Consider the following 12,272-nt stretch of genomic DNA (forward strand, 5'->3'; position numbering starts at 1 on the left):
CGATGTCGCGGGAGCGTATGAATTTCCGTATTGTCTCGAACGTGCGTTCGCCGATCGCGGCCTGCGATGCAGACTTTATTGCGGTTGAGCGCTTTCTGCCGAGGTAGGCTGTGGCTGAATGCCGACAGCGGCGGGCCACCGAAGCGTTTGTTTTCGGGCGCTGAAATCGGATTGCCGTTCGGCCGCCGCGCCTTTCGACGTATCGCCGAGCGCGAGCCATGCCTCACGAATGGCGTTCTCATCGATATGCTCGCCAAAGAGAACCGTTCGCACCGTGCTCAGAAGGATGCGCAAATCGAGGAGGAGCGAGGCGTGCCTCGCATACCATAAGTCGAGCACCGCCTTGTCGTCGACGGAGAGGTGACGGCCGCCATTGATTTGCGCCCAACCGGTCAGGCCGGGTTTCACGTCGAGACGGCCGCGAAATTGTTGTGATTGATCGATGGGTAATAACGGGCGTGGGCCTACCATCGACATCTCGCCGATGACGACATTGTAGACCTGCGGTAGTTCGTCGAGGCGCACGCGGCGCAAGAATTTGCCGATGGGTGAAAGGCGCTGCGTGTCAGACAGCAGACGCCCGTCAGCTCTCCGGGCCGCGCGCATCGTGCGGAATTTTAGAATCCGGATTGGGCGGCCTAAGGCGCCCGGCCGTTGTTGCCAGAATATTATCGGGCGCCCGATGTCGAAAAATACGAGCACGCCGACAAGAAGCATCATGGGCGCGACGCAAATGCCGATCAGCGTGCCAGCGGCGACATCGAAAATGCGCTTGCAGCGCAGATAGGTTGTCGGCGCTTCGAGGTTTGCGGCTGGCGTGCTTATGATGTCATTCCGTTTCTTGATTGCGGAAGTTGGCGAAGACATCGCCGAAGTATCGAAGCTCAAACGTTCGTTCAGTGTGTCTACGCGTATGTTCATCTCTGTCTTGGCTCTAAGAATGGAGTCCTGTGCGCTCCGGCTTAAACTATCGAAGGATTGAGCAAGAATGACGCGATTGACTTTGACGCCGTGGATATCCAGTTCGTGCACGATTTTCACGATGTCGCCGGGCCTCCCGAGCACGGCGTGTGATCCTAGTCTCCGTCTCTGGTGGCGGCGATTTTCCGATAGAATTCCAGCAACGGCGATGTTGCTTCCGCCGCTTTCCGTTACGCACCGGAGAAAGAGTCCGGTCACCGCGTTGACGCCGACGACGAGGATGTCTTCGCGCTCGGATGTTGTGCGATTGGCGCGACGGCGACTGCGCCCGGCATGACGCAGCCGCGCCAAGGCGCGAATTCCGACAAGTGCTGCCGTCATAACCAGGAATTGGAGCGCGATCAGGAATTGCGGCGCGCCGTGGAAATATGGGAGCATGCTCGCAACTGCGGCAGTGATAGCCATCGTCATCAAAATAGCGACGACGATGTGTGAACAATCATGCAACGTCGTGAACCGCCAGACGGTCCTGTTCAGACCTGATGCCAGAAGCACAGGAACCGCGATTGTCACCGTCAACGCGCAGTACGCCAGGGTTTCAGCAGACGCTTCCGGATGTAAGCCAATGCTCAAGAAAAAGACGATGACATTCGCGGTGATCAGAAGAAACAGATCAATGGCGAGGAGAAAGGCGCAATGCATGCGAACTCCGCTTTCAGGCAGGTTCGCCATCGGAGGCACCGCCTGGATGCCTTCGGTACTATATTTAACACAAAGGTGTTAATACTAATTTTGACTTTTATCGGAGTGCGGTCGCTTTTTCCACAAGCGCCCCGGACACCGCCGGCGCCTAGGGCAGCTTCATTCAGCGGTGTGCGGCGTCAGCCGGCATTATTTGTCGGCGAAGACGAGACGGCCTTCTTCGGCCTTGTGAACATACTGGCTAGCAACGAGCCAGCCTTTGATCGGTCGTAACGGCGGAATGCAGGTCAGCAGGATCGCGGGCAGGCTCGTGACCAGATGGACCCAGAACGGTGGTACGAAGGCGACTTCAATCCAGCAAGCCAGCGCTGCTGCCGGAATGCAGCCGAAGCACATCACGAAGAATGCCGGTCCGTCTGCGGGATCGGCGAACGAGAGATCCAGGCCGCACTCCGGGCATTGTTTTTTCAGCGTGAGGAAGCCGTCGAAGATTTTGCCCTTGCCGCAGCGTGGGCACAGTCCGCGGATGCCCACCTTCATCGGGGAAAGGGTGGGCCATTTATGAGCATGGTCGGCGCACATCAGGAGTTCCTTTCGCTGCTGGGGCTCGCGTATAAAGACAATTTTCTATGTATGCTTATTGTATGCACTCCCACCGAATGATCTACGCGAATAGTGTCGCAGCGGCAAAGCCGTTATGCTGCGATTTCCGAGATTATTCGCCGTTTTTTGTCGATATCTGGTTTGCGCGGTTGATCCATACATGTTAGTTTAGTGTATGGATAGGAAACCGCAGATATTGGACCGGCCTTCGTGGCGCCCGCGCATGGCGGAGGGCGGCGAGCTGAAATCGATCGGGATCGTCGATGCGCTCGAGGCGGACATCCGTGCGGGGCGCGTGCCTCCCGGTTCCCGGTTGCCGCCCCAGAGGGCGATCGCAAAGGCTTTGGGGGTCGATCTGACTACCGTGACACGCGCGTTCAACGAAGCGCGCCGCCGAGGATTGATCGATGGAAAAGTCGGGAGCGGCACGTTCGTCCGCCGTCTCGAGAGCGGCGGGTCCGAGCTATTTGCGGCGCCGGCCGTCGATCTCAGCCTGAACATTCCTCCGCAACCCGCGGCGGCGGGGCTTCGGCATCTCATTCCCGAGACCATTGCAGATCTCCTCGCGAGCGAACAGGGCATGCTGCATCTCCGCTATCAGGAGAGCGCAGGCAGCGTTCCGGATCGTGCCGCCGGCGCGATCTGGCTCGGCGACCGGATTGGGGACGTCAAGCCATCGTCGCTGCTGCTGGCGAGCGGCGCACAAAGCGCGCTGTTCGCCGTATGCGATTGCCTCGTCAGGCCCGGCGAAACCATTGCTGCCGGTCTCGTCACCTACCCTGGCCTCACGGCGATCGCGCAGCAGCGCGGATATGTCCTGCAGCCCGTCGCGATGGATGAAGATGGGATCATCCCGGAGTCTTTCTCAGAACTTTGTGAGCGTGCGGCACCGAAAGCGCTCTACGTTGTTCCTTCGATTGACAATCCGACGACAGCGACGCTGCCGGAAGCACGACGGCGTGAGATCGCGAGGATTGCGCGCGAATATCGTGTCGCCCTCATCGAGGACGATCCGTACTCGTCGCTGCTCAAGCACGCTCCGGCTTCCTTTGCGGATCTTGCGCCCGAGCTGACGTGGCACATCGAGACGCTTTCCAAATGCGCAACTCCGGCGCTGCGGATTGCATATGTGCTGGCGCCGAGTGACGCTCAGGCTTTGCGTCTCGCCGGAGTGCTGCGGGCCATGAATCTGATGGCTCCGCCGCTCAACGCCGCGGTCGCGTCACGCTGGATCACGACGGGGCGGCTCGATGATATCCGGAACGCGATCCGCGAAGAGGCGGCGGCGCGCCAGGCGATCGCGCGATCGCTTCTTGGGCGGTTTGTGTATCAATCCGATCCGCACGGTCATCATGTGTGGCTGACGATGCCGCCCTATTGGCGGGCGGTGGACTTGGCGAGTCATGCCGAACGCGCCGGGTTTGCTGTCGTGCCCAGTTCGGAGTTCGCGGTTTCCCGAACGCATCCGGAAGCGGTTCGCATTTCGCTCGGTGTTGCCGGAGACAGAGATTCACTTACTCAGGCGTTAAAGCTGTTGGCCGAGCTTCTTGCGCAGCCCGTTCTGCCTTCAAAGGCAATCGTATGAAAGGCGTAGTTGCCGAAGCTGCATAATGGCAGAATAATCGTCGCCCGGCCGGTTGCGGCAAACCTTCGGAGGCGATCCATGAAAGCATTTCTGCTGAAGCACTTCGGCATCGATGGGCTCGCGCTCGAAGACATCCCGCGGCCCACGCCCAGGCACGGCCAAGTTCTCGTCAAGATGCGCGCCTGGTCGATCAATTTTCGCGATCTGCTGGTCGTTCGCGGCATCTACGCGCCGAAGCTCAAGTTCCCGTTTCAAATTCTTTCCGATGGAGTCGGAGAAGTCATCGAGGTTGGACCCGGCGTCACGCGTGCGAAGCCCGGAGACCGCGTCGCAGGCACATTCATGCAGCGATGGGTGGGCGGCGGTGCGGCGGCTGAAAAATCGGCGAGCGCGCTCGGCGGCGAAATTCCCGGCGTTGCTGCCGAATACGTCATCCTCGACAACAACGGTTTCGTGCCGGTGCCTGCCGGTCTCTCGGATGAGGAAGGCGCGACGCTGCCGTGCGCGGCGGTAACAGCTTGGCATGCACTGGTTACGTCAGGCGCGCTCGCTGCGGGAGAGACGGTTCTGGTGCAAGGGACAGGTGGCGTTTCTCTCTTTGCGCTGCAGTTCGCGCACGCAACGGGGGCGCGTGTCATCGCCACGTCGAGCAGCGATGCCAAACTCGAACGGGTGCGTGAGATGGGTGCGTCAGAACTCATCAACTACAAGACGACGCCGGAGTGGGGCGCGAAGGCACGCGCGCTGACGAATGGCCGCGGCGTCGATCATGTCGTCGAAGTCGGCGGCGCAGGCACATTGCCGCAATCGCTCGAAGCGGTGCGGATCGGAGGGCGTATCAGCCTCATCGGCGTGCTGACTGGCGGTACGGTCAATCCCATTCCCATTGTGATGAAGGGCGTCACCGTTCAAGGCATATATGTCGGCAGCCGTGTCATGTTCGAAGCCATGAACGACGCCATTACCGTAAACAAACTGAAGCCCGTCATCGACCGTGTGTTCCCGTTCGCGGAACTTCCGCAAGCTTTGCAGCATATGGAAAGTGGGGCGCATTTCGGCAAAATCGTCCTCAAAGCGTAGCCTGCCGATACTTCCCCTCTGCGATATGCTTCATTTCTGAATGTGGTTGCAAACGCTGCGCGGCTCGATATCTTCCCGGCTATATCGTTTATCGCAAAGGGTAAGATGCCGATGCTCGCAGGGCGCATTCGTTCACGTTCGCCGTTCAAGATGGTTGCCGCATGGACGCTAGCCCTTGCGTTGCTGTCGGCGCCCGCAGTCGCTCAGAAAACAGAGACGACCCCGACGACGGTCTTTGCTGCGGCGAGTCTCAAGACGGCTCTGGATGCGGCGTCTGCTGACTATCAAAAGAGCACCGGCAATAAAATCGTTGCGTCTTACGCGGGCTCTTCGGCGCTGGCGAAACAGATCGAACAGGGAGCGCCGGCCGACATTTTCATTTCCGCCGATCTCGATTGGATGGACTATGTCGCCAAGGCGAAGCTCATCAATGACGAGACGCGTTTCAACCTCCTTGGTAACCGGCTCGTGCTGATCGCGCCGCAGTCGAGTACGGCGTCGCTGAAAATCGAGCCGGGTTTCAAGCTTGCCGAAGCGCTCGGTGACGGCCGCCTTGCCGTGGCTGACGTCAAGTCGGTTCCGGCTGGCAAATACGGCTTGGCGGCGTTGAAGAAGCTCGGGGTCTGGGACGCTGTCGAGGCGAAGATCGCGCAAGCGGAAAACGTGCGCGCGGCATTGGCTCTGGTTGCCCAGGGTGAGGCGCCGTTCGGTATCGTGTATGAGACGGACGCAAAGGCTGAGCCGAAGGTCAAGATCGTCGGTGTCTTTCCGGAGGACACGCATCCGCCGATCATCTATCCGATTGCTGTTCTTGCGACGAGCAAGGATTCAGATTCGGCGAAGGCTTTCATCGCGTTCATGAAGTCGCCGGAAGGACAGGCCGCGTTTGCGAAGCAAGGCTTCACGATCCTGAAGTAAGGCGCGCGGTAATCTCAACAGCGGACGGGCGTCGTGCTTGGATTCTCTCAAGACGAATGGACTGCGATATTCCTGAGCCTGCGGGTGGCAACGGTCGCGACGATCTTTGCCGTGCCGTTCGCGGTTCTTGCAGCCTATGCGCTGGCGCGGTGGAAGTTTCCGGGCAAAATCATGCTCGACAGCTTTCTGCATTTGCCGCTCGTGATGCCTCCGGTCGTGACCGGCTACCTGCTGCTTCTGACGTTCGGGAAGCAGGGGGTAGCGGGCAAATTCCTTTACGACTATTTCGGGCTGTCGTTCTCGTTTCGGTGGACGGGGGCGGCGCTCGCGTGCGGCGTGATGGGCTTTCCGCTGATGTTGCGCGCGATCCGGCTTTCCTTCGATTCCATCGACCGGCGGCTGGAGACAGCGGCTGGGACGCTCGGCGCCAGCCGGACATGGACGTTCTTTCTCGTCACGCTGCCGTTGGCGCTGCCCGGGATCATCGTCGGCGCCATTCTTTGCTTCGCGAAGGCGCTGGGCGAATTCGGCGCGACGATCACGTTCGTTTCGAACATTCCGGGTGAGACGCAAACAATACCATCAGCTATCTACACCTATACGCAGGTTCCCGGCGGCGAAGGGCAGGCGCTCAGACTGACGCTCGTTTCGATCGGGATCGCGATGGCGGCGCTCGTGGCATCGGAAGTGTTGAACCGCCGCGTGCAAAAGCAGATTGCCGTATTCGAATGACGGGTGCCGCACCATCGCTCAGCCTCAACGTTCGTCAGCAGCGGAAAGATTTTCTGCTCGACGTGGCGTTCGAGGCCGGCTCAGGCATCACGGCGCTGGTCGGTCCGTCGGGATCGGGCAAGACCACGATCCTCAACATCATTGCGGGGACGTTGCGGCCCGACGCAGGGCGTGTCGTCGTCTCGGGGCGCGTGCTGACGGATGTCGCGCAGCGCGTCTTCGTTCCGTGTCACCGGCGGCGCGTTGGTTTTGTCTTTCAGGATGCGCAACTCTTTCCGCATTTGACGGTCGAGCAGAACATCAAGTTCGGGCGCTGGTTCAGGTCGGCGCAGGCCGATGGTCCGGCCGTTGACGTGGTGACGCGCGAGCTTGGGATCGGCGGGCTCTTGAATCGCCGGCCCGCGACGCTGTCGGGCGGAGAGAAGCAGCGTGTCGCGCTGGCTCGGGCGCTTCTATCGTCGCCGCAGATCCTGCTGATGGACGAACCGCTTTCCGGTGTCGACGATGCGCGCCGCAACGAGATCATGGGACTGATCGAGCACGTGCGCGACGAGTTCAGAGTTCCGATCGTCTATGTGACGCATTCGCGGAACGAAGTGCAGCGGCTTGCATCGAGGGTCGTGAGGCTGGAGGCCGGGCGGGTTGCGTCCGTCGGCAGTGCGGCGGATCTGCCTGGCGATGATGCATCGAAACGCAAGAGCGACTTCGCTTCTACGTAGAGCCTTGGTTTGGCCCGTTCTACTTATCGGAAAACCGGTCGCACTTTTCCGGAAGCACTCTAACCGGCCTTGCGCACGGTTTTCTGCTGCCGCGCGAGGTGCTTTTCCATCGATGCCAGCGGCTTCGCGAAGACGGAGAGCGCTTTCGCCTCCATCTCGCGGTATTGGCGGACGAGCTCCGCGCCGAACGGGGTCAGCTTGGCGGCGCCGCCGCCGCGTCCGCCATGCTGGCGCTCGATCAGCGGGTCGGCAAACATCGAATTGAACTCATCCATCAAGTACCAGGCGCGCTTGTAGGACATGTCCATGGCTTTCGCGGCCTGCGCGATCGAGCCGTGTTCGCCGATCAGCTCAAGAAGCTGGATGCGCCCGTGGCCGATGTAGCGCTCGTTGTCGAAGTCGATCCGAAGCTTGATTTCAGTCATCGAGACACCGTGTTGCCTGAACGTTGCCTATGAACATTGATGCCGGCGCGGGCATCATCTGCGATTTGCCGCGGACGGGCGTTCGAATCCGGACCGGGCAATTTATGAACGACTAAGCATAACTTGCGGACTTGTAAAAGGCTGCCAGCAAGTTTGGCGGTCGTGTTGTCTGTCGATGAGCAATTTTTGCGGCGCGCTCTGTGTCTCTCAATGAATGCGAAGATCGCAGGGGCAAGGCTTCACCTTATGCCTTGAGGCGATAGCCGGTTTTGAAGATCCACCATGCTACCGCCATGCAGACCGCGAGGAACACGAACGTCATCAATACGCTGACGCCGACATTGACGTCCGAGATTTCGAAGAAGCTCCAGCGGAAGCCGCTGATCAGATAGACGACCGGGTTGAGCAGCGTCACGTTCTGCCAGAACGGCGGCAGCATCTTCACGGAATAGAATGTGCCGCCGAGGAACGTCAGCGGCGTGATGATGAGCAACGGGATGATCTGAAGTTTCTCGAAACCATCGGCCCAGATGCCGATAATGAAGCCGAGCATGCTGAACGTGACGGCGGTCAACAGCAGAAATGCGATCATCCAGAACGGATGCGCGATATGGAGCGGCACGAAAAGGCTTGCGGTTGCCAGAACGAGAAGTCCCAGAATGACCGACTTCGTCGCGGCGGCGCCGACATAGCCGAGGACGATCTCGAAGGGTGAGACCGGCGCCGACAGATGCTCATAGATCGTGCCGGTAAAGCGCGGGAAATAGATGCCGAAAGAGGCATTCAGCGTGCTTTGCGTCAGCAGCAGCATCATGATCAGGCCGGGCACGATGAAGGCGCCGTAGTCCACGCCTTCGACCTGCGAGATGCGCGAGCCGATCGCTGAGCCGAAGACGATGAAGTACAGGCACGTCGAGAGAACGGGCGAGACGATGCTTTGCATCAGCGTCCGGCCCCAGCGGGACATCTCAAAGCCGTAGATGGCTCGGACGGCTTCGATGTTCATTTCTTTTGCCTCACGAGGTCTACGAAGATGTCTTCGAGCGAGCTTTGCGCGGTGCTCAGGTCTTTGAAGACGATTTCGGCAGCACGCATGTCGTTGAGCAATGCCGTGATGCCGGTACGTTCGGCCTGGGTATCGTAAGTGTAAATCAGCTCGTGGCCGTCATTGACAAGCTGCAGGTCGTAAGCGGCGAGCGATGGCGGGAGCGCGGCAAGTGGCGACTGAAGCTGAAGATTGAGCTGCTTCTTGCCGAGCTTGCGCATCAGCTCGGATTTTTCTTCCACGAGGATGATCTCGCCCTTGGCGATGACGCCGACGCGATCGGCCATCTCCTCGGCTTCCTCGATGTAGTGCGTGGTGAGGATGATCGTCACGCCGGACGCACGCAAGGCGCGCACAACATCCCACATTTCGCGGCGAAGCTCGACGTCGACACCGGCCGTCGGTTCGTCGAGGAAGAGGATTCGCGGTTCGTGCGCGAGCGCTTTCGCGATGAGGAGGCGGCGCTTCATGCCGCCCGACAGCGTCATGATGCGGTTGTCTTTCTTGTCCCACAGCGAAAGGTCTCTCAGGACTTTCTCGACGAACGCATGATTGCGCGGCTTGCCGAACAGGCCGCGGCTGAAATTTACGGTTGCCCACGGCGTCTCGAACATGTCGGTCGAGAGTTCCTGCGGGACGAGGCCGATCATCGCGCGCACGGCGCGGTAATCGCGGGCGATGTCCTTGCCGTCGACGGTCACGCGGCCTGTGCTGGCGTTGACGATCCCGCAGATGATGCTGATCAGCGTCGTCTTGCCGGCGCCGTTGGGTCCGAGCAGTGCGAAGATTTCACCGGGCCGAATATCAAGATTGATGTTCTTCAGGGCGTTGAAGCCCGAAGCATAGGTCTTGGAAAGATCTGCGACGGAGATGATGGCCGACATGGTGGGGTCTCCGGCGCGTTGATAGCGGCGCTCCGCATCGCAGCGACGGCCTCGCCTGTCAACGATGTTGTCGGGTTTGCTTTGCGTGGGTGTGAGCAGAACGCGCGCGGTTCACCAACGGCGGCGGTGGCCTAGATGCGAAACGCGTCACGCTCGATGGCGATGCGTTTCGCGGTTGGTCTGAGATCAATCAGGAATAGTTGTCGACGCCGGGTCCGAGTGGCCAGCGATCCCGCTCCTCGGCGAAGGGGCGAGGCGCGTCCTCACATCCGCAGGCCGCTACAACTTCAGGCTCCGATGCCTCGACGTCGCTGAGGGCTGCCGGTTGGCGGCGGGTGACCCAACCTTTCAGACCTTGGACGATTGCGCTGGCGTTCGAGAGGGAGCCTTTCATCGTGCACCTCGTCAATCTACATATGTACCGAGTGGTAAGATATGGACGGAGCTGGCGCTCTGTCAACGAATATTTGTATCGGTAGGTATGGAATTGTATGATTTCGAGTCTGAACACGCGATGACTGGGAGACATACGGTGCAGGCGCACAAAGGCCGGCCGAGAGAATTCGATGCGGACAGCGCGCTCGACAAGGCGCTGCATGTTTTCTGGCAACGCGGCTACGAAGGCGCGTCCCTCAGCGATCTCACGGAGGCCATGGGCATCAATCGTCCAAGCCTCTATGCGGCTTTCGGCAACAAGGAAGAGCTGTTTCGGCGGGCGCTGGATCGCTATGCGGAGCGCGGGCCCGGCCGGGCGTTGAGCGAAGCTTTGGCGGAGCCGACAGCACGCGACGTTGTTGCGCGGTTGCTGAAGAACGTTGCGATTTCGCTCACTGATCCGAGCAATCCGCGCGGCTGTCTTTCGGTGCAGGCTGCCTTGACGTGTGGCGAAGCGTCGGATGCGATCAAGCAGGAGTTGTGCAAACGGCGCTCGGAAGCGGAACAAAAACTGCGTGCTCGCCTTGAACGTGCGATAGACGAGGGCGATCTTTCCTTCGACGCGGATGCAGCTCAACTCGCGCGCTTTGTATCGACTGTCACGCAGGGCATGTCCGTGCAGGCAGCGGGCGGCGCGTCGCGTGATGATCTATTACATGTAGCCGACATGGCCATGAAGGCGTGGCCGGGCTAATGTCTCGGTCGGGAGAATCCGGCGGTTCCGAAAACTGCAGAGTCTTCGTCTCTCTGCGCCTCAAATAGTGGACTGAATGATGTCTTTGAAGTTCGTTACCGGCGTCGCAGTTGCAGCGGCTGTTTCGTTCGCGGCAAGTTCGATTGCTCTCGGCCAGGATGCAGCGAGCAAAGATGCGGCGCCTGAGAATGCTGCGGTTTGCCCTGCGGATAACGGCGGGCTGATCCTGCCGCGCGGATTCTGCGCGACGGTATTCGCTGACGTCGAAGGTGCGCCGCGCCATATCGCCGTTGCGTCCGACGGGACGGTTTATGTCAATGCCGCCGTCCGGCAAGGAAAAGCGGGCGAGGGCCCTGTCGTCGCTCTTAAAGATAGCAATGGCGACGGGCGCGCCGACATCGTCGCTCGCTTTGGCGGCGACGTGCCGGGTGGCACCGGTATTTTCCTGTACAAGGATTGGCTCTATGTCGAGAGCCGCGGCAGTATCCTTCGCTATGCGCGCAAGGACGGCGAGGTCGCCTTGCAAGGTGCGCCCGAGACCGTTCTCAAGGATCTGCCGATCGACGGCAATCATACGGCCCGGCCTTTTGCGATCGACGCGCAGGGCAATCTCTTCGTCGATCTCGGCTCGGCGACGAATTCATGCCAGCAGGACGACCGGACGAAAGAGTCGCCCGGACTCGGTCCGTGTGAAGAGTTGAAGACGCGCGCGGGCATCTGGCGTTACGACGCGAACAAAACGGATCAGGTGTTTTCGGAGAACGAGCGTTTCGCGACCGGCATTCGCAACGCTGTCGGCATCGCTGTCGACGCGACAGGGCGCGTGTACGCCACACAACACGGCCGCGATCAGCTCTACGAGAACTGGCCGAAGTTCTACAATTCGAAGCAAGGTTCGGAATTGCCGGCTGAAGAGCTTTTGTTGCTGCAGGATGGCGGCGATTACGGCTGGCCCTATTGTTATTTCGACGGCGCGCAGGGCAAGCGCGTTCTAGCGCCTGAGTACGGTGGCGACGGAAAAGCCATCGGCCGTTGCGCCGAAAAGCTGCCGCCGGTCGCGGCGTTTCCTGCGCACTGGGGCCCGAACGACGTCAAAATTTATGAGGCAACGCAGTTTCCGGAAGCGTATCGCGGCGGCGCGTTCATCGCGTTTCACGGATCGTGGAACCGCTCCTCGGGACCGCAGGAAGGCTACAACGTCGTGTTCCAGCCGCTTGCTGACGGGAAGGCCGCCGGCGGCTATATGGTGTTTGCCGATGGCTTCCGCTCGGGCAAGGATGGGGCCGACCATCGTCCGACCGGACTTGCAGTGGGACCGGATGGCTCGCTCTATGTCGCGGACGATGCGGCGGGGCGCATCTGGCGGATCACGTACAAGGGCTGACGAGAACATTCAGGCGGCGTCGCGAGAACGCCGCCCGTCGATCGTCAGCAAGGCTTGTGGGGGAGTCTTGCGTCTTGGAATGTTATCGTTCCGTACAGAGAATAGTCGGGTCGATTGCCGAGCGCCTGCGAGCGGGAGGCTGATC

12 protein-coding genes are annotated in these 12,272 nt (G+C 60.2%); 7 read left to right on the forward strand and 5 right to left on the reverse strand.

Going from position 1 to position 12,272, the window contains the following annotated elements:
* Nucleotides 1-75: 75 nt before the first annotated feature.
* Complete coding sequence (locus tag HDEN_RS17660) at nucleotides 76-1,653, reverse strand: sugar transferase (protein WP_013214499.1); 1,578 nt, start codon at nucleotides 1,651-1,653, stop codon at nucleotides 76-78.
* 159 nt (nucleotides 1,654-1,812) lie between these two features.
* The gene (locus HDEN_RS02260; protein ID WP_013214500.1) at nucleotides 1,813-2,205 is read right to left on the reverse strand and encodes a DUF983 domain-containing protein; all 393 of its coding nucleotides are present in this window, start codon (nucleotides 2,203-2,205) and stop codon (nucleotides 1,813-1,815) included.
* Between the two features lie 244 nt (nucleotides 2,206-2,449).
* Between HDEN_RS02260 and HDEN_RS02265 the strand changes: the two genes are divergently transcribed.
* The 5 genes from HDEN_RS02265 to HDEN_RS02285 all read left to right on the forward strand — a co-directional run bounded on the left by HDEN_RS02265 (nucleotide 2,450) and on the right by HDEN_RS02285 (nucleotide 7,260).
* Complete coding sequence (locus HDEN_RS02265; RefSeq protein ID WP_013214501.1) at nucleotides 2,450-3,811, forward strand: aminotransferase-like domain-containing protein; 1,362 nt, start codon at nucleotides 2,450-2,452, stop codon at nucleotides 3,809-3,811.
* A 78-nt stretch (nucleotides 3,812-3,889) separates the two neighbouring features.
* Nucleotides 3,890-4,891 carry a zinc-dependent alcohol dehydrogenase family protein gene (locus tag HDEN_RS02270; protein WP_013214502.1) on the forward strand — a complete coding sequence of 334 codons (1,002 nt, stop codon included), beginning with the start codon at nucleotides 3,890-3,892 and terminating at the stop codon, nucleotides 4,889-4,891.
* A gap of 111 nt (nucleotides 4,892-5,002) precedes the next feature.
* Complete coding sequence (gene modA / locus HDEN_RS02275; protein WP_041921777.1) at nucleotides 5,003-5,809, forward strand: molybdate ABC transporter substrate-binding protein; 807 nt, start codon at nucleotides 5,003-5,005, stop codon at nucleotides 5,807-5,809.
* Nucleotides 5,810-5,842: 33 nt separating this feature from the next.
* Nucleotides 5,843-6,541 (forward strand): molybdate ABC transporter permease subunit, encoded by a 699-nt coding sequence (modB, locus tag HDEN_RS02280; RefSeq protein ID WP_013214504.1) that lies wholly within the window; start codon nucleotides 5,843-5,845, stop codon nucleotides 6,539-6,541.
* Entirely contained in the window at nucleotides 6,538-7,260 is a 723-nt protein-coding gene (locus tag HDEN_RS02285; RefSeq protein WP_013214505.1) for a molybdenum ABC transporter ATP-binding protein, read from the forward strand. The genes modB and HDEN_RS02285 overlap by 4 nt, the downstream gene beginning before the upstream one ends.
* A gap of 59 nt (nucleotides 7,261-7,319) precedes the next feature.
* Here the strand turns inward: HDEN_RS02285 and HDEN_RS02290 are convergent, their stop codons facing one another.
* From HDEN_RS02290 to HDEN_RS02300, 3 genes are all read right to left on the reverse strand, one after another.
* A complete protein-coding gene (locus HDEN_RS02290) occupies nucleotides 7,320-7,685 on the reverse strand; it encodes a winged helix-turn-helix domain-containing protein (protein WP_013214506.1) in 366 nt (121 codons plus the stop codon).
* Nucleotides 7,686-7,929: 244 nt separating this feature from the next.
* Nucleotides 7,930-8,691: an ABC transporter permease gene (locus HDEN_RS02295; protein WP_013214507.1), complete on the reverse strand. Its 762-nt coding sequence runs from the start codon at nucleotides 8,689-8,691 to the stop codon at nucleotides 7,930-7,932.
* Nucleotides 8,688-9,614 (reverse strand): ABC transporter ATP-binding protein, encoded by a 927-nt coding sequence (locus HDEN_RS02300; RefSeq protein ID WP_013214508.1) that lies wholly within the window; start codon nucleotides 9,612-9,614, stop codon nucleotides 8,688-8,690. The genes HDEN_RS02295 and HDEN_RS02300 overlap by 4 nt, the downstream gene beginning before the upstream one ends.
* A 514-nt stretch (nucleotides 9,615-10,128) precedes the next feature.
* Between HDEN_RS02300 and HDEN_RS02305 the strand changes: the two genes are divergently transcribed.
* A complete protein-coding gene (locus HDEN_RS02305; protein WP_041921779.1) occupies nucleotides 10,129-10,743 on the forward strand; it encodes a TetR/AcrR family transcriptional regulator in 615 nt (204 codons plus the stop codon).
* A gap of 79 nt (nucleotides 10,744-10,822) precedes the next feature.
* Nucleotides 10,823-12,127 carry a PQQ-dependent sugar dehydrogenase gene (locus tag HDEN_RS02310; protein WP_013214511.1) on the forward strand — a complete coding sequence of 435 codons (1,305 nt, stop codon included), beginning with the start codon at nucleotides 10,823-10,825 and terminating at the stop codon, nucleotides 12,125-12,127.
* Nucleotides 12,128-12,272: the final 145 nt, after the last annotated feature.

It is taken from the genome of Hyphomicrobium denitrificans ATCC 51888, assembly GCF_000143145.1.
GTDB classification, from domain to species: domain Bacteria; phylum Pseudomonadota; class Alphaproteobacteria; order Rhizobiales; family Hyphomicrobiaceae; genus Hyphomicrobium_B; species Hyphomicrobium_B denitrificans.

Excerpts from the sequence above, each read along its gene's own strand:
- HDEN_RS17660 (WP_013214499.1), bottom strand. The coding sequence starts at position 1,653 with ATGGCGAACCTGCCTGAAAGCGGAGTTCGCATGCATTGCGCCTTTCTC.
- HDEN_RS02260 (WP_013214500.1), bottom strand. The coding sequence starts at position 2,205 with ATGTGCGCCGACCATGCTCATAAATGGCCCACCCTTTCCCCGATGAAG.
- HDEN_RS02265 (WP_013214501.1), top strand. The coding sequence starts at position 2,450 with ATGGCGGAGGGCGGCGAGCTGAAATCGATCGGGATCGTCGATGCGCTC.
- HDEN_RS02270 (WP_013214502.1), top strand. The coding sequence starts at position 3,890 with ATGAAAGCATTTCTGCTGAAGCACTTCGGCATCGATGGGCTCGCGCTC.
- modA (WP_041921777.1), top strand. The coding sequence starts at position 5,003 with ATGCTCGCAGGGCGCATTCGTTCACGTTCGCCGTTCAAGATGGTTGCC.
- HDEN_RS02285 (WP_013214505.1), top strand. The coding sequence starts at position 6,538 with ATGACGGGTGCCGCACCATCGCTCAGCCTCAACGTTCGTCAGCAGCGG.
- HDEN_RS02290 (WP_013214506.1), bottom strand. The coding sequence starts at position 7,685 with ATGACTGAAATCAAGCTTCGGATCGACTTCGACAACGAGCGCTACATC.
- HDEN_RS02295 (WP_013214507.1), bottom strand. The coding sequence starts at position 8,691 with ATGAACATCGAAGCCGTCCGAGCCATCTACGGCTTTGAGATGTCCCGC.
- HDEN_RS02300 (WP_013214508.1), bottom strand. The coding sequence starts at position 9,614 with ATGTCGGCCATCATCTCCGTCGCAGATCTTTCCAAGACCTATGCTTCG.
- HDEN_RS02305 (WP_041921779.1), top strand. The coding sequence starts at position 10,129 with ATGACTGGGAGACATACGGTGCAGGCGCACAAAGGCCGGCCGAGAGAA.
- HDEN_RS02310 (WP_013214511.1), top strand. The coding sequence starts at position 10,823 with ATGTCTTTGAAGTTCGTTACCGGCGTCGCAGTTGCAGCGGCTGTTTCG.